19 protein-coding genes are annotated in these 21,298 nt (G+C 39.4%); 9 read left to right on the top strand and 10 right to left on the bottom strand.

Going from position 1 to position 21,298, the window contains the following annotated elements:
• The first annotated feature begins 182 nt into the window (after positions 1-182).
• Positions 183-1,751: an iron uptake porin gene (locus FJR11_RS11560; protein WP_168503813.1), complete on the top strand. Its 1,569-nt coding sequence runs from the start codon at positions 183-185 to the stop codon at positions 1,749-1,751.
• 462 nt (positions 1,752-2,213) lie between these two features.
• Here FJR11_RS11560 and FJR11_RS11555 read toward each other — a convergent pair whose 3' ends face one another.
• The 6 genes from FJR11_RS11555 to FJR11_RS11530 form a co-directional block, all read right to left on the bottom strand.
• Positions 2,214-3,938 (bottom strand): NFACT family protein, encoded by a 1,725-nt coding sequence (locus tag FJR11_RS11555; protein WP_168503812.1) that lies wholly within the window; start codon positions 3,936-3,938, stop codon positions 2,214-2,216.
• Positions 3,939-4,117: 179 nt separating this feature from the next.
• Complete coding sequence (locus FJR11_RS23560; RefSeq protein ID WP_168503811.1) at positions 4,118-4,393, bottom strand: hypothetical protein; 276 nt, start codon at positions 4,391-4,393, stop codon at positions 4,118-4,120.
• 120 nt (positions 4,394-4,513) lie between these two features.
• Entirely contained in the window at positions 4,514-5,782 is a 1,269-nt protein-coding gene (locus tag FJR11_RS11545) for a glycosyltransferase family 1 protein (protein ID WP_168503810.1), read from the bottom strand.
• Between the two features lie 635 nt (positions 5,783-6,417).
• Positions 6,418-6,924, bottom strand: coding sequence for an RNA-binding protein (locus tag FJR11_RS11540; RefSeq protein ID WP_168503809.1), 507 nt, complete (start codon positions 6,922-6,924; stop codon positions 6,418-6,420).
• 469 nt (positions 6,925-7,393) lie between these two features.
• The gene (locus FJR11_RS11535) at positions 7,394-9,520 is read right to left on the bottom strand and encodes a zinc metalloprotease HtpX (RefSeq protein ID WP_168503808.1); all 2,127 of its coding nucleotides are present in this window, start codon (positions 9,518-9,520) and stop codon (positions 7,394-7,396) included.
• 94 nt (positions 9,521-9,614) lie between these two features.
• Positions 9,615-11,243, bottom strand: coding sequence for a peptide chain release factor 3 (locus FJR11_RS11530; RefSeq protein ID WP_168503807.1), 1,629 nt, complete (start codon positions 11,241-11,243; stop codon positions 9,615-9,617).
• 321 nt (positions 11,244-11,564) lie between these two features.
• Here FJR11_RS11530 and FJR11_RS11525 point away from each other — a divergent pair, with 321 nt between their 5' ends.
• The 3 genes from FJR11_RS11525 to FJR11_RS11515 all read left to right on the top strand — a co-directional run bounded on the left by FJR11_RS11525 (position 11,565) and on the right by FJR11_RS11515 (position 13,671).
• Positions 11,565-11,924, top strand: coding sequence for a DUF4870 domain-containing protein (locus FJR11_RS11525; protein ID WP_168503806.1), 360 nt, complete (start codon positions 11,565-11,567; stop codon positions 11,922-11,924).
• Positions 11,925-12,207: 283 nt separating this feature from the next.
• Positions 12,208-13,185: a porphobilinogen synthase gene (hemB, locus tag FJR11_RS11520; protein WP_168495014.1), complete on the top strand. Its 978-nt coding sequence runs from the start codon at positions 12,208-12,210 to the stop codon at positions 13,183-13,185.
• A gap of 204 nt (positions 13,186-13,389) precedes the next feature.
• Positions 13,390-13,671 (top strand): hypothetical protein, encoded by a 282-nt coding sequence (locus tag FJR11_RS11515; protein WP_168503805.1) that lies wholly within the window; start codon positions 13,390-13,392, stop codon positions 13,669-13,671.
• Between the two features lie 84 nt (positions 13,672-13,755).
• Here the strand turns inward: FJR11_RS11515 and FJR11_RS11510 are convergent, their stop codons facing one another.
• Both FJR11_RS11510 and FJR11_RS11505 read right to left on the bottom strand, forming a co-directional pair.
• The gene (locus FJR11_RS11510) at positions 13,756-14,244 is read right to left on the bottom strand and encodes a putative toxin-antitoxin system toxin component, PIN family (RefSeq protein WP_168503804.1); all 489 of its coding nucleotides are present in this window, start codon (positions 14,242-14,244) and stop codon (positions 13,756-13,758) included.
• A gap of 82 nt (positions 14,245-14,326) precedes the next feature.
• On the bottom strand, positions 14,327-14,791 hold the full coding sequence (locus FJR11_RS11505) for a hypothetical protein (protein WP_168503803.1): 465 nt from the start codon (positions 14,789-14,791) through the stop codon (positions 14,327-14,329).
• 252 nt (positions 14,792-15,043) lie between these two features.
• Between FJR11_RS11505 and FJR11_RS11500 the strand changes: the two genes are divergently transcribed.
• The 5 genes from FJR11_RS11500 (at position 15,044) to FJR11_RS11480 (ending at position 19,736) form a co-directional block, all read left to right on the top strand.
• A complete protein-coding gene (locus tag FJR11_RS11500) occupies positions 15,044-16,027 on the top strand; it encodes an alpha-ketoacid dehydrogenase subunit beta (protein ID WP_168503802.1) in 984 nt (327 codons plus the stop codon).
• A 148-nt stretch (positions 16,028-16,175) separates the two neighbouring features.
• On the top strand, positions 16,176-17,588 hold the full coding sequence (gene secD, locus FJR11_RS11495; RefSeq protein ID WP_168504204.1) for a protein translocase subunit SecD: 1,413 nt from the start codon (positions 16,176-16,178) through the stop codon (positions 17,586-17,588).
• Complete coding sequence (secF, locus tag FJR11_RS11490; protein ID WP_168503801.1) at positions 17,585-18,565, top strand: protein translocase subunit SecF; 981 nt, start codon at positions 17,585-17,587, stop codon at positions 18,563-18,565. Before secD ends, secF begins: the two co-directional genes overlap by 4 nt.
• A gap of 164 nt (positions 18,566-18,729) precedes the next feature.
• Positions 18,730-19,140: a hypothetical protein gene (locus FJR11_RS11485; RefSeq protein WP_168503800.1), complete on the top strand. Its 411-nt coding sequence runs from the start codon at positions 18,730-18,732 to the stop codon at positions 19,138-19,140.
• Positions 19,141-19,268: 128 nt separating this feature from the next.
• Positions 19,269-19,736: a GNAT family N-acetyltransferase gene (locus FJR11_RS11480; RefSeq protein ID WP_168503799.1), complete on the top strand. Its 468-nt coding sequence runs from the start codon at positions 19,269-19,271 to the stop codon at positions 19,734-19,736.
• Here FJR11_RS11480 and FJR11_RS11475 read toward each other — a convergent pair.
• Both FJR11_RS11475 and FJR11_RS11470 read right to left on the bottom strand, forming a co-directional pair.
• Positions 19,681-20,604: a sensor histidine kinase KdpD gene (locus tag FJR11_RS11475; RefSeq protein WP_168503798.1), complete on the bottom strand. Its 924-nt coding sequence runs from the start codon at positions 20,602-20,604 to the stop codon at positions 19,681-19,683. The genes FJR11_RS11480 and FJR11_RS11475 overlap by 56 nt on opposite strands.
• A 17-nt stretch (positions 20,605-20,621) precedes the next feature.
• Positions 20,622-21,197, bottom strand: a complete 576-nt coding sequence (locus FJR11_RS11470; protein ID WP_168503797.1) for an L-threonylcarbamoyladenylate synthase — start codon at positions 21,195-21,197, stop codon at positions 20,622-20,624.
• Positions 21,198-21,298 lie beyond the last annotated feature (101 nt).

Genomic DNA, 21,298 nt, shown 5'->3' with positions numbered 1-21,298 from the left:
CTATTTTGGGATTTCAGGTAATACTGCCGTATACTAAGATTTTTCCAGTTCATAAAGATTTCTTAACTTTTCTTTGTTAAAAAATCTACTTAACTGGTAAAATACTGAGAATAATTCTTGATAGCTATACAGTTTTAGATTAAGTATGGCATGATCAACTTCAACAATGGGTGTGAGGAAAAATGCAAAAATTTTGGACGTATTTGATTACCAGTTCCAGCGTTATCGGTTCCATGCTATGTATGAATTCGGTCGCATGGGCAGAAACATTACCAGCAAATAATTTAGAGCCACAAGTTAATAATAATAGTCAACAAGAGACGATATCACAAGTTACCTCCGTATCTCAGTTATCCGATGTGCAACCTGGTGATTGGGCATTTCAGGCTTTACAATCATTGGTAGAACGCTATGGATGTATAGCAGGTTATCCCAACGGTACTTATCGGGGTAATCGGGCGTTGTCACGATATGAATTTGCCGCCGGTTTGAATGCTTGCTTAGATAGAGTCAACGAACTCATTGCTACTGCTACGGGTGATGGCACGACAAAACAAGATGTAGCCACAATTCAAAAATTGCAAGAAGACTTTTCCGCAGAACTAGCCACCTTACGGGGGCGTGTAGATGCGGTAGAAGCCAGAACTACTGAGTTAGAAGCCAATCAATTTTCGACTACCACCAAGCTGCAAGGGCAAGTTGTCGCAGTTGTTAGTGATGTTTTGACAAATAAACAAGTTAATGGTGCGGATATTACTGGTAAAAATACCACTTTAGGGGCAAGGGCGCGGTTAGAGTTGGTAAGTAGTTTTACAGGCAAAGATACACTGTTTACCAGAATCCAAAGTAATAACATTCTCAGCCCTGATATTAACACCACCGAAGGCAATTTATTTTTTGCGGGGACTACTGGTAATACCAATGCTTCCATAGATGCCTTGTACTATGCTTTCCCTGTGGGTAAAAATACCCAAGTCAAACTAATTGCTAATGCTGGTGCAGCAGACGACGTTACCAATACGGTCAATCTGTTTGATGGTGATGGTGCATTTGGGGCTGTGTCTACCTTTGGCACAAGAAACCCGATTTATGGACAATTAGGTGATAAAGGCATAGGAATTAACCATCAGTTTGGCGATAAATTAGCCCTAAGTTTAGCTTATTTGAGTGGTACTGCGAATAACCCCACTCCTGGAAATGGCTTGTTTGATGGGAGTTACGGTGCTTTAGCACAGTTAACCGTCAAACCAAGCGATCGCATTTCTCTGGGTTTAACTTACATCAATTCCTATAAACAACCACTACTCACAGGTAGTAATAGCGCAACCTTCCAGGATTTGAGTGATGCAGCTTTTTCTAGTAATTCCTATGGTGTTCAAGCATCTCTAGGTATTAGTCAAAAATTTGTTCTCGGTGGTTGGGCTGGATATACCAACAGTCAAGTTTTGACAGGTACAAAGGGAGGTGTGGACACTTGGAACTATGCTGTTACTCTTGGTTTCCCAGACTTGGGTAAAAAAGGTAACTTAGCTGGTGTGATAGTGGGTATGGAACCCAAAGTTACCAGTTCTAGTGTTGCTGGATTAGCTAAAGATCCAAATACCTCCTATCACATTGAGGCATTTTATCAATATAAACTCAGCGACAATATTACCCTTACCCCGGCTGTGATTTGGCTGACAGCCCCAGATCATAAGGATACTAATGATAATGTAGTGATTGGTGCTTTGAGAACTACCTTCAGTTTCTAATCAAAGCAATCAAATAAATCTCACAAATCATAGTTCAGATGTTGTTTTTATTCCCTTGGGAAAGATGTCTGAACTATGATTTTTATCATGAGTGTGATGACCGTGATTCAGAAAATAACATCAGACTCCTGTATTCTATTTAGGGTTTGCTGAACTTTTAAGCCCACAAAAAAACCAGCCCTCCCACAGGCTGGTTTAGAAAAAAACGTTGTTCGAGTTGTCTTCTCAAGAGAGTTAAAACCAAATTGCGCGTTCCCAAAATTCAACGGGCAACTTTTCTTAACAAGATTGTAGCAGCCAGTACAATTTTTTCATGAAAATATCTCAAAAAATATCTACCCTTGGGCGAGTAGGTTTTCCATTCTAGGAAAGATGAGGGAACAGGGAACAGGGAACAGGGAACAGGGAAAATATTTTCTACTGACAACTGACAACTAACAACTAACAACTAACAACTAACAACTAACAACTGACTAATTGTGGTTTTCCCCAAATAATCGTTTCTTGTTTATAAACCACAAGTCCTGGTTTAGTTCCTTTGGGTTTATAGACGTGCTTGAGTTGGGTGTAAACTACTGGTACTTGGTCACTTTGACGGGCGCGACTGAAGTAAGCCGCAAGATTGGCACTAAATTGTAAATCAGCTTCTTCGGCCACTGTACCCGGTTCTAGACGCAACAGGACATGACTCCCCGGAATTTCTTGGGCGTGAAACCACAAATCATAATCCCCAGCCACACGGAAGGTCAGTTGATCATTTTGAATATTATTGCGACCAATGAGGACTTCAAAGCCACTAGGACTGCGGTAACGATGGAAATTAGTGCCGGGGGTGTCGTTGCTGCTACGGCTGCGGTATTCTAGTCCTTCTAGATATTTTTGCCCAATTAGTTCATCTCGGATTTCTTCTAAAGCCTGTAAATCTTCTAGATTTTGGTATTTGTCTATTTGCGAAATTGCGGCTTCTACTTGTTCGAGATAGTCAATTTCTGCTTGGACAGAAAATAGTAAGGGTTCAACAGCAGCGCGGGCGCGTTTGAGTTTTTGGTGCTGTTTGTAAAGCTTTTGGGCATTTTGGACGGCGTTTTTATCTGGCAACAGGGCGATCGCAATTGGCTGTTCAGTTTCAAAATCTGGTAAACTGATTTCCTGCATTCCCGGTTGCCAATGGTGCAGGTTAGCCATTAATAAATCAGCTTTTTGGCGATATTCCTCAGCTTGATCTGATTGTTGCAGGCGATCGCTAAAAGTTTTCGCCTTAACCCGTAATTTACCCAGAATATTCAACAATTTCTGACTTAACTGATGACGCAGTTGCACAAATAACTGTTCATTTAGTTGATCAGAATAATAACGGTAAAGTAACTCTTGGATATTTTTTGTGGGTGCAATTCCACCCCAACCCATAACCGTATATCCGGTTTGGGTCCAAGCAGGTTGGAATTTACCTACATCTAAAGCTTGTAACCATTCTTGCCAACGTTGAAATAAATTTTGCCAATCTTGGGGAGTAAGTGCCTCGGTGTTGGTATCTGGTGTAATATTTGCCGCCAGCAACATGGTATCTAGCAAAGCCGAACTTAAACCACTATAACTTTTGAGTAATTGGCGTTTAATCCCTCCGGGGACTAAACTTACCCGTTCTTGCCAACGTTCCAGGGATTCGCTTAAATTGGGGATTTTGCCCGTCAGTTTTGGTGGTGTTTCGTAATTTTGTCCGGTTTGAATGGGACGAACGCTAGATTGTTGCTGACTAACTTGATGGGCAGCGGTGATAATTTCATTACTAGCATCAGTTAAAATCACATTACTGTATTTACCCATCACTTCCGCATAGAGGTGATACAGGGCGGTTTCTTCAGGACGACGGGCAAATTGTAAATCAATTACCCGTTCCCAAGGGGAAATCGCTTCAATTCCTACCAAAGCCAACCCACCCAACTGGTGTTTTAATTGTTGACTAAAAGTAAAAGTATCTGGGACGCGTGGTGGTGGTTCACTAATACAAATATGGGCGGCTTGGGGATGCCAAGAAATATCTAACCAACCCCGTTGATTTAAAGTTCGTAAAGCAATGGCAATGGTAAAGCGATCGCGCTGATATACTTGTTCTATGCGTGCAGGCAACCAATTAGCGCGGATTTCGCCGCAAGCAGCAGTTAAAGCGGTAAAGTCAAGGGGTTGCAAAACAATTACCCCTTTTCTGCGAGAAAATTACTGTTCTTTTGGCTTTCTTTTTTAATATCTTCTTGGTTCATCAAATAAATATTTTTTGGGTTACTAACTATATTTTCTCCGATTTCAAATAGAAATTTTGGATCTTGAATCTTTAATCCAAAATCCAAAATCTAAAATCTAAAATTGAATTATCCTTGCCAGGGTGAAGGGATAGGTGTAGTAGAAATCACCTTTTCCGCCATCAGCCTCACGGCACTTCTGCCACAACTTGGGCATTCTACTTCTAAATACTGTGAAGATGATACGTCTACCTCACATAATATCCCTTGTTTGCAGTGCCAACACTCACAAATTACCCTACATACTGGTTGATTGCAGTCAAGGATCTTAACGTGCTGAAAATTTTGGGATTCGCTGTCTGGTTTCCTGGGTTTAGGGAATTTTTTGATTTCTTGAACTTCCATCATTTCACCGTCTAACTGCAAGTATGTTTAGAGCTTACTTGATGCTTTCCTATCTTACAACTATGCACGAATAATCTCTATTTAGCCAAGGTTGTCATGTATCTCCAAAATTATCAGTTGTCAATTACTCACTAATGCAGGTTCTCTAACAGATTGCTGTAGCAGTTGAGTATATAGTTCATCTAGCTGACTAGCTACACCATTCCAGCTAAATTTATTAATAACACGCCTTTTAGCCGCTTGACCCAATTCTTGCTGCCATGCAGGATTACTGAGAATTTTATCAATAGCGTGATTAAAAGCGGGGACATTTTGCGGCGGTACTAATAAACCAGTTTCTTGATTAACAACGGTAAATTGCAATCCACCCACATCACTGGCGACTACAGGTGTACCACAGGCCATGGCCTCAATAGCTACTAATCCAAAGGGTTCGTAGTGGCTGGGAACAACACAAACATCAGCGGCGGCGTAATAAGCTGGTAATATCTCCCGACTCAGACAACCAGGAAAGGAGGTGCATTCACCCATGCCTAATTCGTTGACAATTCCAACAATCCGATCTCGTTCTTGACCATCACTATTCCCAGGTGTGCAACCACCACCAATAATCAACTGTAATTGTTTGGATTCATAAAATTTAGATTCACCCATAGCCCGAACTAAGGTTTCTATGCCTTTCCGGGGGTCAAATCTGCCTACATATAACACCAATTTAGCTTCTGGACTAATTCCTAAAGTAGCTCTTGCGGCTTCTCTGTCCACTGAACCAAACCGCTGAATATCTGTACCGCAGGGAATAATATCAATTTTACCTTTTTGGGAAACAAGCGATCGCATATGTTCCAGTTCTTGGGGACTGGTAGCCACAATTCTTTCTGCTGTTTCTAAGACTTGTTTTTCTACTATTAAACGTTGACTTGCTACCAGGGGAATATTTTCAATGGTGTTATATTTGATCACTCCTAAAGAATGGTAGGTATGAACCTGTTTAGTTCCTTGTCTTTTCTTCAATTCCATTCCTACCCAACCAGATAACCAATAGTTAGTGTGAACTAAATCATATTTAATCCCAGCTTCTTTTTGAAATTCTAGTAACTGATCTACAAATTCTGGCAAATACTGAAAACCTTGATCTCGTGGCACAAATTCCACTGGTCCTGCTGTTAACCGAATAGTCTGACAATGAGAGTTATGTTGAACTATTGTTTCTTGATCAGCACTGACTTTTCGGCTAAACATATCCACCTGCCATCCTAGCTGTGCTAGGGCTTCACCCACTTGGCGGACATAAACATTTTGTCCCCCTGCCTCTTCTCTCCCAATTTCAATTGCTGGATCACCGTGGACTGAAATTAAGGCAATGTGTTTTTTAGTGGTAGCTTTCATAGATTTATTATGTTACTGATTTTAACAAGATAGAAGGGAGTTCAGAAATTGCTCTTATTAAACTAAAATCTGGATTTTGTTGGGGAACTTTGCATAATTAATATTTATTCTATTTTAATTATTACCAAACTATTGGTTAATCTCCCCCAAATTCTATACTTATACTTAATACCTTTGATAGATATTCTCATGGGTCTTTTTAGATGGCCAAGGGAATATTATCTATCATGGTATATTAGTTAACCAATGATAGAACCTATCTGAAGTAGCAAAGCTAAATCTCTCTATGGGATATTTGCAGTTAGTTACTGACAAATTTCATGCAATCAAAATAATTTCCATCAAAGTTAAATACACCTTAGTGCAGTTGCCGAAAATATCACCTTAATTGCCATCATTTTCTCAAAAACATTGATTTAATTAAGATAAGTGTATTGGCTTATACTATTCCCACATTGTCATAATTTTTGTTAATTTAGATACAGTTTTAGTAATAAATTCTAAATTTTGTGTAATTACGCTCTCAAACTGCAAAAAATCGCCAAAATAAACAGTGCAGATAACCTTATGTGGCTACCCGCACTGCTTGTTGGCTTTAAAAATTAGTTTGAAAGCCCATTGATGGAACAGACAATTTAGTTGGTAGTTTGTGCGGCCAACATCTGTTTGAGCTTTTCTAAATCCGCTGCCCAACGGGGATCTGGACGAAAAGCTTCGTTATCAATGTTAGTAGCCGTATCACGGGTACCACCACCACTACCACGCCGAGACTTTTTACCTTTATCCCGACGGCTGCTTTCTTTGTTGCTGCTAGGAACAGGGGCGCTAATACCTTGTCCTTGGATCACTGGCTTGGGAACTTGTGGTTGTTCTTCGCCTTCCTCACCTTTAGTCCGTGGTAAAGCCTTTTCTAGCTTAATGGGTGTATCTTTGAACAATTGACCATTATATTTTTCAATAATTTGATCTGCTTGTTCATCATTATTCACCGTTAAAAACCCAAAACCACGGCATTTGCCTGTTTTCCGGTCTTTAATTAGTTTAGTAGTAACAGCATCGCCTTCTTCTGCAAACACAGCTTGCAACTCTTGACGATCTATTTCTTCTTTTGGCAAATTTCCTATATATAGGCGAATGGACATGGACTATACCTCCAAATTGGGAATAAACAGGGCAAGACAAAAAAAATCAATTGGCTTTGGCTTTTGAATAGATACTATGGACTAAAACTGCCACAAACCAATTTTTTCAATCCAAACTATCAACTTATAGAATACAGTTTTTTGTTGGGATCAAGCTTATTTGGCACGAAAGCGCATCTGCACTCGTCCGCCAATAGTACCTTAATTTTAGGAATTGTAAATTTAATAGCCCACTACCTACCACAGTAAATTCATTCTTCTTAATTCTTGCCCGCAGAATAAAATGCCATTACTTAACACTATCATGGTATTTTCTACGTAGCTAGTTCAGCAGCAACTTTTCCGCCAATAGTATGACTGCATCGTAACATAAAACACATTTTTGATGCAAGAGGCAAGAGGCAAGAGGCAAGAGGTAAAAGTAAATATTTTTCCCAAACCCCTTTGTTTGTGATCTGTCATCTGTTACTTAAGAACCTGTGAGCATAATATAAGCACCCCAGGCTTGGGCGAAAACTGCAATTACAGTAGACCAAATAGGATGAGGGCTATTAATTTTTTTGCCACCTTGAGTTTCTAGGGTTTGGATATCAATCCAGGGAGTTCCCCCACGTCGTAACCAACCTGTAACAGTGATTTGTCTGCCAATTAAGTCTTGAGGATTGAATGACTTTCCTAGCCAGGGAATATGATGTAATTTCATTAAACCTTGACTAGATTGCAGGATGAGGTCTTGTGCTAAACAATTACCAATCCCAGGACGGCCTATTAGTTTACCAGTAAAGCGGACTCTAATGCTATCAATTGGTAAAATACAGGGATTGGCTAATAGGCTAGTCAGGTTTTCATCTTTTTGGGCATTGACAGGTGTAATATCGGGGAATAAAGCATTTATCCGCATAACTGTGCCAATGCTAAAGCCAATCAACATACAACCTGTGACAAAAGACCAATTATCATAAATCCACTTCAAGTTTAACAAATGGATGGTGTATGCTGTTTGCCAAACTAACCAAGTTAGACCAGCGAAGATAACACCCAGGGGAATTCCCAACCAAGGGGCAATTTGTAATAAGAAGGATTGAGGCTGAATCAGAATCGGCTGTGCTGGGTTTGTTTGATGTAATTCAGTATCTAAATGCCAGTAGCGAGCTATTTGACAAAGGCGTTCAATGCGATCGCCCATTAAAGGATGACAACTATTAATTGTCAACCATTGCCGATAGGGATGAAAATTTTCCCACTTTAAAAATGATTCAAAAGGTAGATGACCAGCGGTGCTACCCAAAATTATACTGTGTTGGTATGCAACGGGGGCGAGAAGATTGAGGCTTTCTAATTGCCAACAAGTCCGTTCTTGAAGGCTGATATCATGGGCTACGCCAATGGAGATTTTTAGAAAAGCGCGAATTAGTCCATTGGGATTACCAGTGATTTCTGCGGATAGGCGATCGCTATGGTCAAGCCGTAACCGGGCATTAAGCAAGGCTGTACCAGTCAAAAGACACCAAATTCCATAGGTAATCGCCGCTAAAACCGTACCTGGCCAACGCCAAATTTTATGTTGATGTTGATTTCCCCAAACTGATATTTGCTGATATAGTCCATAAAATGGTAAGGTTACTAACAGGACTAGGGACATCACCATAAAATCCCAACGCCCAATTTGCCCTAAAGATAAAGCATAGATAGCAGCTATTTCGTCATCTGCCAGTTGTTCTAATAAACCTTGACTAACAGTTATTCTGGCTGTGCGGGGGAGGTTGCCATAGCTGATCATCATGGGAGCAGAAATTGGCAAGATTCTCAGTTGGGGACTTGGCCAGCGCCGCTGTTGACAAGTGCGTTGTAATACCCTGGATGTCTCACGACTATAGGAATTTAATTTCTCTTTGGTTAACTCTTCTTGACCAGAAAATCTTGCTAGTATCCAGTCGAGTAACCAAGGAGACGATACCATTAAGATGACAAATAATCCTAAGATCAAAGAACTAGGATCACGATATAAAATCTGGATGGGTTCTAAGTAGGGCAGTTGATATAAAATTTGATTGGTTAAGCCCAATACTAATTTAAGCATTTCTCGGCACATCCAAAATAGGGCAATGAATGTTCCGAGGGCAAGTAGTCGAGAGGGAATGATATTAGGTTTGCGTAAAGGCTGCCAAACTTTAGCGCGTCTGGCATTACGCCAATAAATGCTAACTGGATTGATATTCGTGTTCCCATCAGCGCCAACATAAGCGGTTTGTGGCTTTTGTTGGGAAGGGTTTAAACTGGGAATAACTCTAGTATTGGTTTTGCGAGATTTTTTCTTCTGGTTTTTGCGTTTATGCAGGTGTTCAAGAGCAAGTGTTGCCCACTCTTGAACCTGGGGATTACTATTAGCAATGAGATTTTGGCACAGGGCGATGGCCTTAGAGACTTCGCCAGTGCGAGCATAGGACATAACTAACCCAACCTGTGCCTGTAAACAAATTTTTTCTTGGTTTTGATCTTTGGCCAGTGGTTCAAGGTTAGCGATCGCTGTATAGTAATTCCCCTGCTTGAGAGCAGCTAAACCAGCTTCCAAACATGATTCAGCGTGGGAAGGCATACAAACTTTGGGACTCCAATCGGTTCTGGGTTACAAATAGCACTAATTGAGATACCCTGATAATTGGTAATTGGTAATTGGTAATTGGTAATTGTCAATTTTCCACTGATTGTTGATGGGAAAAGACGGGAGCGATCGCACTTAATTTCAACTCTGGATGATCACCCTCTAACTGTTGACAATTCCATTCATTGCGGAATAATAATACTGGTCTTCCCATGCTATCTTTAACAGTAGTGGTATTAAATAAACGTCCCACCTGCTTTAAAGCTTCCCAACCACCCTCAACCCAGCGGGCGACACTGTAGGGTAATAAATCGAGAATAGTTTCTACACCATACTCATTTTGTAAGCGGAACTGTACCACCTCAAATTGCAATTGACCAACCGCTGCTAAAATTGGCTCACGCTTGGCTTCATCAGTGGAGTACATAATTTGGACAGCCCCTTCTTCTCGCAATTCGGAAACACCTTTTTGAAACTGTTTAAATTTTGAGGGGTTGGGATTTCTCAGCGTGGCAAACAGTTCAGGAGAGAAATAAGGAATTCCCTCATATTCTAGCTTTTGTCCTGTATAAATTGTATCGCCAATTGCGAAAACACCCGGATTATTTAAACCGATTACATCCCCTGGATAAGCGACATCAATAGATTCCCTTTCTTGGGCAAACAGTTTTTGCGGACGAGATAGACGGACAACTTTGCCAGTTCGAGCATGATTTACTGTCATATCTTTTTCAAACTTGCCTGTGCAAACCCGGACGAAAGCCACTCTATCTCGGTGTTTCGGGTCCATGTTCGCTTGCAGTTTGAAAATAAATCCAGTAAATTCTGGATAGGTAGGGGGAATATCGCCGACACTACTGCTATGTGTACCTGGTTTGAGAGCAAAATCCAGGAAGTTCTTGAGGAATAATTCCACCCCAAAGTTGGTCATGGCACTACCAAAGAACACTGGAGTCATTTTGCCAGCGTGTACTAAGTTTAAATCTAGTTCTGGACAAACTCCCTCTAAGAGTTCTAATTCGTCTTTAAGTTGGTGGTAAAGTTCTTTTTCTAGTAATTCTTCAAGTCGTTTATCGCCTATATCGAGGATAGTTTCCTTTGCTTCTTTACTACCATGGGAACTCCGTTCAAATAAATGAATTTGCTGCTTTTGACGGTCAAATACACCTTTAAAGCGATCGCCCATACCAATCGGCCAATTCACTGCATAGGTCTGTAATCCCAATTCTTTCTCAATTTCATCCAATAATTCTATCGGTTCTCTGCCTGGACGGTCGAGTTTATTCACAAAGGTAAAAATCGGGATTCCCCGCATTTTACAGACTTCAAACAGTTTTCGGGTTTGGGGTTCTAAACCTTTCGCTGCATCTATCAGCATCACGGCATTATCCGCTGCGGCTAAAGTCCGATAGGTGTCTTCACTAAAATCTTGGTGTCCAGGGGTGTCGAGTAAATTAATTTGACAGTTGCGATAGGCAAATTGCAATACAGTAGAGGTTACGGAAATTCCCCGTTGTTGCTCCATGGCCATCCAGTCAGAAGTCACTTTTCGCTGGTCTCTGCGGGCTTTTACTGCCCCAGCTTCGTGAATAGCACCCCCGTATAATAATAGTTTTTCAGTTAACGTAGTTTTACCAGCATCAGGGTGGGAAATAATCGCAAAGTTGCGACGCTGTTCCACCGCTTGACCTAGTTCTGCTTGGAGTTCAATGGACATATTTGTAATTTATTTGTAACTTCACTAAATGTAATCTTTTTCAGGACTAGGAATCAAATTTGTCAATTCTATGAATTCTCTTATGGGGAGTGTCAAAGGTAAGGTAGTTGACAAATCCCGGACTTTCCACTATTATATCATTATAGTGGAAATCTGTGCGCCCATATATATAAGGGCTAAAACTTCCCAAAAGCATTAACATTAGAATCAACATTATTAGAATTACAGGATTTCAGATTTATTTTCATGCTGAAATCCGACAAATTGTAATTCAAACAATAGGATAAAATTGGGTCATAAAAATGATTTATGGAGAAAAAAATGTACGACAGCGATAAACGTAAACTATTATCTGCGTTGTGTCATGGAGCAATTTTTTTCAGTACCACAATTGTCTCCATTGGTTTACCTATAGCTATATTATTTGTATCAGATGATCCGGTTGTCAAAGACAATGCCAAGGAATCTATCAATTTTCACTTTAACGTTTGGTTATATGGAGCGATTCTGGGAGTTTGGTTTTTTCTGACTGGTTGGTTGGTTTTACCTCTAATCATCTTGTTACCAGTCGCAGGTTTAGGATATATTATCCACTGGGGATTAACAATCTGGGCATTAATTGGCGTTTTTAGCAATCCTGATAAACCTTGCCGTTATCCATTTATTTTCCGAGTTTTCTAGGATAAGATCAGGAAAAATATGGTAGCTTGATTAATCACAGACTTTTGATTAATCAATTTACTAAAATCAATTGACTGAATTTTTTAAGATTGTTTTTTGTAAATTTGTTATAAGTAAAAGTCCATCAAGCTGTAGAATATAAAATTGCCCCACAGCTTCATCAACAGTAGGGCAAAAGACAGTTACGCACTGCTTGTAGTTTGTCTGAATAGAGCAAGCTAAAAACTTGCTTTTGTGACGCTTTATTCTGTGTCCATTGTATTGTTTTGTCTGCACAAAATTTATGTTTCCTATCCACCGCCCCCGTCGCCTCCGTAGCCATACTCAATTACGCCGTATGGTACGTGAAACCGTTTTAACTACTAGCGATTTGATTTATCCATTATTTGCTGTCCCAGGAGAAGGTATAGCCAAGGAAGTCAAATCTATGCCCGGTGTTTACCAACTTTCAGTAGATAAGATTGTTGAGGAAGCTAAAGAAGTTTATGATTTAGGAATTCCGGCAATTATCTTATTTGGAATTCCGGCAGATAAAGACATAGATGCTACTGGTGCTTGGCATGATTGTGGTATTGTTCAAAAAGCAGCAACCGCAGTTAAAAATGCCGTTCCTGATTTAATTGTTATGGCTGATACTTGTTTATGTGAATATACAAGTCATGGTCATTGTGGTTATTTACAAGTTGGTGATTTAACAGGTAGAGTTTTAAATGATCCAACTTTGGAATTATTAAAGAAAACCGCAGTTTCTCAAGCTCAAGCTGGTGCAGATATTATTGCACCTTCGGGAATGATGGATGGTTTTGTCCAAGCTATTCGCGCAGGTTTGGATGAAGCGGGATTTGAAGATATCCCCATTATGTCCTATGCTGCTAAATATGCTTCAGCTTATTATGGGCCGTTTCGAGATGCTGCGGACTCAACACCGCAATTTGGGGATAGACGCACTTACCAAATGGACCCCGGTAACGCTAGGGAAGCACTGAAGGAAATTGAGTTGGATATTGCTGAAGGTGCTGATATGCTGATGGTTAAACCAGCTTTGGCATATATGGATATTATCTGGCGCGTTAAGGAAGCTACTAATTTACCTGTGGCGGCTTACAATGTGTCCGGTGAGTATGCAATGGTGAAGGCTGCGGCTTTAAATGGTTGGATTGATGAGCAGCGCGTTGTTATGGAAACTTTGACTGGGTTTAAACGGGCTGGTGCTGATTTGATTTTGACTTACCACGCTAAGGATGCGGCTAGGTGGTTGTAAGTTAGGATATTATCTCACGCAGAGACGCAGAGGCGCGGAGAGGATTTTGAGTGTTTTTGTGTTTGGGCGTGAGATTTTTTGGTATTGTTTATGCAAAAACAAAGTAAAGATAATAAAGATTATTTTGCGTAATAATACTGTTGTTTTAATAACATGATATTTATATATTCATATTACGAATGGTTTATCTTAGGAACAATTAATATGGTTAAGCTAAATTTTTACGGAGAAAAAGGCACTTTGGTTTTTTCAGATGAATATAGTCATGCTGAAGGAGGAATTGTAGATTTTTATCTTGGACAAAAATATGATTTTGGCTTATCTAATAGAAGTGGAACAATTATTGAATATAATGAATATGGTATCACATCAAAGATTTTACCGGGTTACGATAACTATGTAACAGTTAAGTTTGATGATGGAAACATCAATGATTTTAATCTGAATTATATCTATCACGAAATTAACTATATACCTATACCTTAAGTAATAGTAAAAATAATCTAAAAAGCCAGAAAAACAGCCTAATTTTTCTGGTATTTTTTTATTATCCCAAACAAGAGTATCTAATTAGGAAATATTAGAAGTATCAATAACTTCATTAGAAAAAGCATTTTTAATGCTTTCGTAATCTTTAAATTCCTTTAAAAACTGATGTGGATTAACTATTTGTATTTCTTGGTAATTTTTTAAAGGTAATAAGTGTTCTCTGTCCAAACTTATGATGTAATCAGCTTTACTTTCTAAAGCAGCAGCTAAAATCATATTGTCTTTGATATCTATATCATCTAATTTATAGCAAGTGTAATAACCTGATATGATAATTATATTTGATTTTATGCCGCCAAAAAAAGTCCGAACATAATCTTGGGTAAAACCGTGTTTTTGTCTAGTAGCAACATCTTGAGTTTCTAAAAATATTTGAGGGCTTACAATAGCCAAAAAATTGCCCTCGCGTAAGTTATCTATAACTTTTACGGGGGCGCTTGTTGTACTTCTTGATTTAAAAGATGCTAGATAAACAGAGGTATCAATTACAGCCCTAACCTTGGTTTCCATTGGAAGTAGAATATTTTACGGTTTTCATAGCTATCTAACCTCATGCCAGAATAAAAGAACTTTATACGTCTTATTCTGAACACTAAAGGAAAGACAAAATTTCTTTTGCTTCCTCAATTCTACTCTTTTCCAAGGGTTTTGACCTTAATTCTCTGACTTCATCTGTTATCGTCGCAGATTCCACTGTGTCAAGAATTACATCTTGATAATGTTTGAGAGCTTCTGTCAACGCATTTAAGCCTTTTTGAAGAGTCAGGTTTACAAATTGCTGTTTTTCTTTGATAGTTGACTCTATTGAAGTTAATTGTTTTGTCAATTCTTCAATGTTGCTTAATTCATTTTCCAGATTCTCTGATGACACAGTGCTGGTATAGTAATCCCAGTCGGTTTCAATTTGATTTGCTCTTTCTTGGAACTTTTGGCTAATTTGCAGAAATAAATTTCCGAAATCAAGATATATTTTTGTTGTGTGGGCTTGAGGTTTGCAGTCTATCTGCTTTGGTAAGTCTGCGATTAATTGAGAAACGTCGCGCTCTAGTGTCAGCATTTTATTTATGCTCTTAGCTTGACAATGGGATATAAAGATGTTGTTTGTATTTTACCCCACTTTAACCAACCTTTATTATTTTTGCGTGCAATTATTCTTGAGGTCAGATATCATGAATTTTCTACCGCTACGTGCTTAAAGTGGATTATAAAGAAAATTATCCCATGTTCTCAACAAGAGTGCGATCGCTGACGGTATTCGGGACAATGGCACGATAAAATTCTATAACGATAAATTGCGATAAAGGTCTAAATGGCAGAAACACTATTTTTCAACGCCCTGCGGGAAGCTATTGACGAAGAAATGTCCCGCGATTCTAGCGTATTCATTCTGGGTGAAGACGTAGGACACTATGGCGGTTCTTATAAGGTTACTAAAGATTTACACCAAAAATATGGTGATTTGCGAGTTTTAGATACCCCTATTGCCGAAAATAGCTTTACTGGGATAGCTGTAGGGGCGGCTATGACGGGGTTAAGACCGATTATTGAAGGTATGAATATGGGCTTTCTGCTCCTGGCCTTCAACCAAATTTCTAACAATGCGGGGATGTTACGCTACACTTCCGGTGGTAACTTTAAAATCCCCATGGTGATTCGTGGCCCTGGGGGTGTGGGTAGACAGCTTGGTGCGGAACATTCCCAACGTCTTGAAGCTTATTTCCAAGCTGTTCCTGGTTTAAAAATTGTGGCTTGTTCCACACCTTATAACGCTAAGGGATTGCTGAAAGCAGCTATCCGCGATGATAACCCGGTGTTATTTTTTGAACACGTTTTACTTTATAACTTAAAAGAAGACCTGCCAGAAACAGAATATATACTTCCCCTAGATAAGGCTGAAGTTGTCCGTCAAGGTAAGGATGTGACAATTCTCACTTATTCGCGGATGCGGTATCATGTGCTGCAAGCGGTGAAAACTTTGGAAAAAGAAGGTTATGATCCAGAAGTTATTGACTTAATTTCCTTGAAACCTCTTGATTTTGAGACTATTGGCGCATCAATTCGCAAGACTCACCGGGTGATTGTTGTGGAAGAGTGCATGAGAACTGGGGGTATTGGTGCAGAATTAGTTGCTTCCATTAATGACCGCTTATTTGATGAATTAGATGCACCTGTGTTGCGGCTTTCTTCTCAAGATATTCCTACACCTTACAATGGTAATCTTGAGCGTCTAACTATTATTCAACCAGAGCAAATCGTCGAAGCAGTCCAGAAAATGGTGGCTTTGCGAGTTTAGGAAATTGTTAGTTGTCAGTTGTCAGTTGTTCTTTGTCCGTTGCTGTGAACCACTGACTACTGACTACTGACCACTGACCACCTCAAACTTCTCCTCACAACTGGCAAAAAGAACGTTATTATAACCTTTGTCAGTTGTGAGTGATGGTATGCAAAAACAGCGATCGCTATTAGCGTTAATTATAGTTTTGGTCATCGCCGCTATTACGGTGATTGTGACAATTCCTGTCCCCTTGGGATTAGACCTACGGGGTGGTTCACAGCTTACAATTCAGGTGAAACCAACGGCGGAAATTCCGCAAATCACCGAAAGAGAATTGGAAGCTGTAAAAAAAGTAGTGGAAGGGCGGATTAATGGTCTTGGTGTTTCTGAGCCAGTAATTCAAACTATCGGTACAGATAAGATTTCCGTACAACTACCTGGTGTCAATGATCCAGAACAAGCAGAACGGGTATTAGGCGGTACAGCGCAGTTAGAGTTCCGTGTCCAAAAACCAAATACAGAAACTCAACTTTTTGCCCTTCAGGTAACACGAAATGACCTGAAAACCAAGCGGGATGAGTTGAAAAAGAACCCAGATCAAGCAGCAATTGATAAAAATAAGCAAGAGTTTGATAAAAGTAATCAAGCGATCGCCGAATTGTTTGAAAGTACGAATCCACCCCTAACAGGTAAATATCTCAAGGATGCCTACGGTGAACCCAATCAAGGCACTAACTGGAATGTGGCCATCCGTTTTGATCCCAAGGGTGGTGAACTCTTTGCTGGACTAACAAAAGAACTGGCTGGAACTGGTCGGAGTATTGGTATTTTCCTAGATAATGAAGTCATCAGTTCACCCACTGTGGGCGTAGAACACGCTGCCACCGGCATTACTGGCGGTGCTGCTATCATTACAGGTAATTTTAAAGCCCAAGAAGCCAATGATTTAGGGGTACAGTTGCGCGGAGGTGCATTACCTGTTCCTGTGGAAATTGCGGAGAGAAGAACGGTAGGAGCTACTTTAGGAAAAGATAGTATTCAAAGAAGTATCTACGCTGGTATTGGTGGTCTGACTTTAGTATTAATATTTATGGTGTGGTACTATAGATTACCAGGAGTGATAGCGAATATATCACTATTGATCTACTCCCTACTGACTTGGGCTGCATTTTGTTTATTGAGTGTCACTCTCACATTACCGGGAATTGCAGGTTTTATTCTCAGTATCGGTATGGCGGTTGATGCTAACGTCTTGATTTTTGAACGCACCAGGGAAGAATTACAATCAGGTAAATCTTTATATCGTTCCGTAGAATCAGGTTTTTACCGCGCCTTTTCTAGCATTTTAGATAGTAACGTTACTACCTGGATTGCTTGTGCTGCATTATTTTGGTTAGGTTCAGGACTAGTCAAAGGCTTTGCTCTGACCTTAGCTTTAGGCGTAGGGGTGAGTATGTTTACCGCAATTACTTGTAGTCGCACATTGATGTTTTTAGTTATTTCCATTCCCTCTTTGCGGAAAACAGAATTTTATGCTCCTAATGTGCCAGTAACAAATAAGACAGGAGTGGCACAATGAGATTAGATATTAACAAAGCCAGGGGTACTTGGTGGACTATTTCCGCTGTTATTATTTTGGCCGGTATCATTTCCATGGTGATATCTTCCTTCAATCCCAGTATTAAAGCACCTCTGCGTCCCAGCTTGGACTTTATTGGGGGAACAAGGTTGCAATTTGTGCGGGACTGTGGACAACCTGGTAACTGTGACCAGCCAATAGATATTAATCTGGTGCGAGAAGTGGCTAAATCTCAGGGACTTGGAGATAGTAGCATTCAGTTAATCTCGGAAAAAATAGGAAACAAGAATGTAGAGAATGGTATTACTATTCGCACCAAAAATCTGGAGACAGAACAACGGAGTAATTTGCAAACTGCCTTAACTGAAAAAATCGGGGCTTTCGACCCCCAAAAAAATCAAATTGATTCCGTTGGTGCGACTTTAGGAAAGGAGTTATTTACTTCTGGGGTGTTAGCTTTAATAGTTTCCTTTATCGGGATTACTATTTACATGACTTTTCGGTTTCAGTTGGACTATGCCTTATTAGCTATTGTGGCGTTGTTTCACGATATTTTGGTAACAACTGGCATTTTCTCAATTTTAGGCTTAGTTTTCGGCATTGAAGTAGATAGCCTTTTCATTGTTGCTTTGTTAACTATCACAGGGTTTTCAGTCAATGATACTGTGGTAATTTATGACCGCATTCGGGAAACTATTAAACTTCATCCTGAACAACCAATTGCTGAAGTTGTTGATAATGCTGTTAACCAAACTTTATCTCGGTCAATCAACACGACTTTAACCACTTTACTGACATTAACTGCTATTTTCCTATTTGGTGGGGAAACGCTGCATTATTTCTCTCTGGCTTTAATTGTGGGCTTTTTAATGGGGGCTTATTCTAGTATTTTCATTGCTAGTACACTCCTGATTTGGTGGCGAGAACGCAGTCAAAATTACCCAGTTAAAACCCCTGTGACTTCTCCAGAAAGTTAAATTCATTCATGGAAAATACCTCGTTCCTAGCCTCTGGCTGGGAATGCCTAATTTGAGGCTCTGCCTCCTTGTCACTAGAGGCAGAGCCTCAATGATAAACATTCCCAGTCGGAGACTGGGAACGAGATTAACGAGATTTTGTAGACGCAAGCTATACTCTTCCTATGGATAAACCTGAAGAACCACAAATTGAGGTAGAAGAATTGGGATTAGATTCTGCTTTTACTCAACAAATCCACAAGCTACATCAGCTTACAGTATACGGCAGATGGTTATTTGTCGGCTGTTTGTGGCTAATAATAGCTCCTGTTTGCTTGTGGGATTTACGGGTAGAAATTTCCTTGTTACAACAATATTTTACCTGGGTAGCATTACGATATACACTAATTTTTCATCCTCTATCTGCCCTGGGTTTAAGTTTTTGCATAAGTGTGACAACTTCTGTTTTAATCTGGCAAAGTCGCAATATTCTCTGGGGATTACCATTGGTAGAACAGGAAAAATTAAAAAAGCAAGTTTATCGTATTCGTCAACAAGGATCTTCTCACCCTTTATGGAAGTGGGTTTGTCAATGAACACCGGAACAGTGAATAAAAAGGAGGTTTTTAATTGAAGTGTTGCATATACATATACAGGTTTAGTAATTTCTAGGAAAATATGCCATAACAGAAACAAAAATCCTAGGATAAATGGGTGTTTATAGATGAAATATTCTCAGATTCAATTTAGCCACAGTCATGCGGATATTGATCTTTACCAACTCCAAGAACTGTTTAATCTGGCTGCTTTTTGGGCAAAAGGACGAAGTATTAAGGATTGGGGTATAGCTATTGCTAATAGTGAACCTGTGATTTCTGTCTGGGATAGGGAATTATTAATTGGCTTTGCGAGAGCGACTTCTGATGGCATCTATCGCGCTACAATTTGGGATGTTGTCATTCATCCAGATTATCAAGGTAATGGATTGGGCAGCAAGCTAGTAGAAACTGTTTTAAGTCATCCGCGAATGCAAAAAGTAGAGCGTGTGTATTTGATGACAACTCACCAACAGGAATTTTATGAGAAGATTGGTTTTCAAGCAAATAACACAACAACAATGGTGCTATACAATCAATCTAATTTTGCTTTTGTTCCTGGAGAGATTCAACTTCAAGAGTCGTTAGAGGCATAGATATTTGCCATCTTGTTAACTGTGATTTTTCTTCCTGGTTGGTGAGGAAAGGCAAAATTTCTAACTTTCCTCCCATCAATTCTATTAAACTTTGATTAAGTGAAAGTTTCATTCCTGGTGACAGAACTATATTTTTCTGAGTTGTCTGATTTTCAGCTATCATCAAATCTATAGATTCACTTGTAACTACAGTTTCAGTGGGTACATCTAAGCAGATATTTACATAATTATCTGTAGGTTGTAGATGACTAGAAAGATAAATATTCCCTTCTTCCATTTGAGTAATTGTCGTATCTATCAAGTTTATTAATACTTGTTTGAGCCAACGGGAATCTGCCAAAATGTAAATTTCTGGATCTGGTGGTGATAAAGTAAAAGGATAATTACGATTGACTGCTAATAGATAAGTTAAGTTATAAATTTCTTGTAAAAATTCAGATAATTGCAAAGTTTCAATATCTAATTTATTTCTACCAGATTCTATTTTAGAAACAGTGAGAATTTCATCAATTAGTTTGAGTAATTTTAGGGATTTTTCGTGAGCTTGGCCGACAAATTCCCGTTCTTCTTCGGGATTTTCGCACAAGTCTGCCAAAATTAATTGATGTAATCCGATTAAACCACTTAATGGCGATCGCAATTCATGGCTAGTCCGAGCTAAAAAACCAGATTTAAACTGGCTGATTTCCCGCGCCATTTGATATGCTAATTGGGTTTGCTTCAATTCTTGTAAAATCTCAGTTTCTTGTTGCTGTGGAGCATTTGCCAAGGAAATGGATGGAGATTTAGAGGACTGAAGAAATAATTTACAAAAACCTATTCCTAATCCTATTCCTGTTCCTAGATATAGCCAGTTACTAAAATTCATGATTTTAAATGAAATGATCAATTATCTAATTTAATACTACCTGATCTTAAAATCTGCCAATTGTTCCCAGTCCATTTAGCAACGGTGGAAGGTATGCCCAAACCTTGATATTCTATAGATTCTAAAGTGAGAACTTCGGGAAATTGAGCTTCTATTTCGGCTTTTTTTTCTAAGGCTGGTTGTCCTGATAAATTAGCACTGGTTGTAGCCATTGGCCCAGTTTGCGCCAAAATAGTTTGAGCAATGGGATTATTTGGGACTCTAATCCCAATGGTAGTGGGTTCGAGAGGGTTCATGACTAGAGGAATTTTGTCACTAGCTGGTAAAACTAAAGTTAATGCACCTGGCCAATATTGATTAACAACTTTTTGCCAAATTTGGTATTCTATTTGGCTACCTTGAACATAATCCCACAAATCTTCCGCTTTGGCAGCCATTAAAATCAACGGTTTATCAAAACTGCGTTGTTTAGCAGCATAAATCAATTCTGATTGTGCGGGTATGGTGGCTAATGCGGGGACGGTATCTGTGGGGAAGCTGATGAGTTTTCCAGCGTTTGCGGCGGTTATCAGGGTTTGTAGAGAAACATTCATAAATAAATATAGTTTTCTTGCGAGAGTAGGGGTTTAGTGTTGCTAAACCCTTAATTTTGAAATCACATCAGAATCATACACAGCTAAGGTAACATTCTGCA

It is taken from the genome of Anabaena sp. UHCC 0187, assembly GCF_009712035.1.
Classification (GTDB): domain Bacteria; phylum Cyanobacteriota; class Cyanobacteriia; order Cyanobacteriales; family Nostocaceae; genus Dolichospermum.
The sequence above is the reverse complement of the archived record's forward strand: the minus strand, read 5'-3'. Positions and strand labels throughout refer to the sequence as shown.

What these genes read in the sequence shown, in the direction of transcription:
- FJR11_RS11515 (WP_168503805.1), top strand. Translation starts at nt 13,390, where the DNA reads ATGGTTAAGCTAAATTTTTACGGAGAAAAAGGCACTTTGGTTTTTTCA.
- hemB (WP_168495014.1), top strand. Translation starts at nt 12,208, where the DNA reads ATGTTTCCTATCCACCGCCCCCGTCGCCTCCGTAGCCATACTCAATTA.
- FJR11_RS23560 (WP_168503811.1), bottom strand. Translation starts at nt 4,393, where the DNA reads ATGGAAGTTCAAGAAATCAAAAAATTCCCTAAACCCAGGAAACCAGAC.
- secF (WP_168503801.1), top strand. Translation starts at nt 17,585, where the DNA reads ATGAGATTAGATATTAACAAAGCCAGGGGTACTTGGTGGACTATTTCC.
- FJR11_RS11505 (WP_168503803.1), bottom strand. Translation starts at nt 14,791, where the DNA reads ATGCTGACACTAGAGCGCGACGTTTCTCAATTAATCGCAGACTTACCA.
- FJR11_RS11475 (WP_168503798.1), bottom strand. Translation starts at nt 20,604, where the DNA reads ATGAATTTTAGTAACTGGCTATATCTAGGAACAGGAATAGGATTAGGA.
- secD (WP_168504204.1), top strand. Translation starts at nt 16,176, where the DNA reads ATGCAAAAACAGCGATCGCTATTAGCGTTAATTATAGTTTTGGTCATC.
- FJR11_RS11500 (WP_168503802.1), top strand. Translation starts at nt 15,044, where the DNA reads ATGGCAGAAACACTATTTTTCAACGCCCTGCGGGAAGCTATTGACGAA.
- FJR11_RS11525 (WP_168503806.1), top strand. Translation starts at nt 11,565, where the DNA reads ATGTACGACAGCGATAAACGTAAACTATTATCTGCGTTGTGTCATGGA.
- FJR11_RS11485 (WP_168503800.1), top strand. Translation starts at nt 18,730, where the DNA reads ATGGATAAACCTGAAGAACCACAAATTGAGGTAGAAGAATTGGGATTA.
- FJR11_RS11530 (WP_168503807.1), bottom strand. Translation starts at nt 11,243, where the DNA reads ATGTCCATTGAACTCCAAGCAGAACTAGGTCAAGCGGTGGAACAGCGT.
- FJR11_RS11545 (WP_168503810.1), bottom strand. Translation starts at nt 5,782, where the DNA reads ATGAAAGCTACCACTAAAAAACACATTGCCTTAATTTCAGTCCACGGT.
- FJR11_RS11480 (WP_168503799.1), top strand. Translation starts at nt 19,269, where the DNA reads ATGAAATATTCTCAGATTCAATTTAGCCACAGTCATGCGGATATTGAT.
- FJR11_RS11535 (WP_168503808.1), bottom strand. Translation starts at nt 9,520, where the DNA reads ATGCCTTCCCACGCTGAATCATGTTTGGAAGCTGGTTTAGCTGCTCTC.
- FJR11_RS11540 (WP_168503809.1), bottom strand. Translation starts at nt 6,924, where the DNA reads ATGTCCATTCGCCTATATATAGGAAATTTGCCAAAAGAAGAAATAGAT.
- FJR11_RS11560 (WP_168503813.1), top strand. Translation starts at nt 183, where the DNA reads ATGCAAAAATTTTGGACGTATTTGATTACCAGTTCCAGCGTTATCGGT.
- FJR11_RS11510 (WP_168503804.1), bottom strand. Translation starts at nt 14,244, where the DNA reads ATGGAAACCAAGGTTAGGGCTGTAATTGATACCTCTGTTTATCTAGCA.
- FJR11_RS11470 (WP_168503797.1), bottom strand. Translation starts at nt 21,197, where the DNA reads ATGAATGTTTCTCTACAAACCCTGATAACCGCCGCAAACGCTGGAAAA.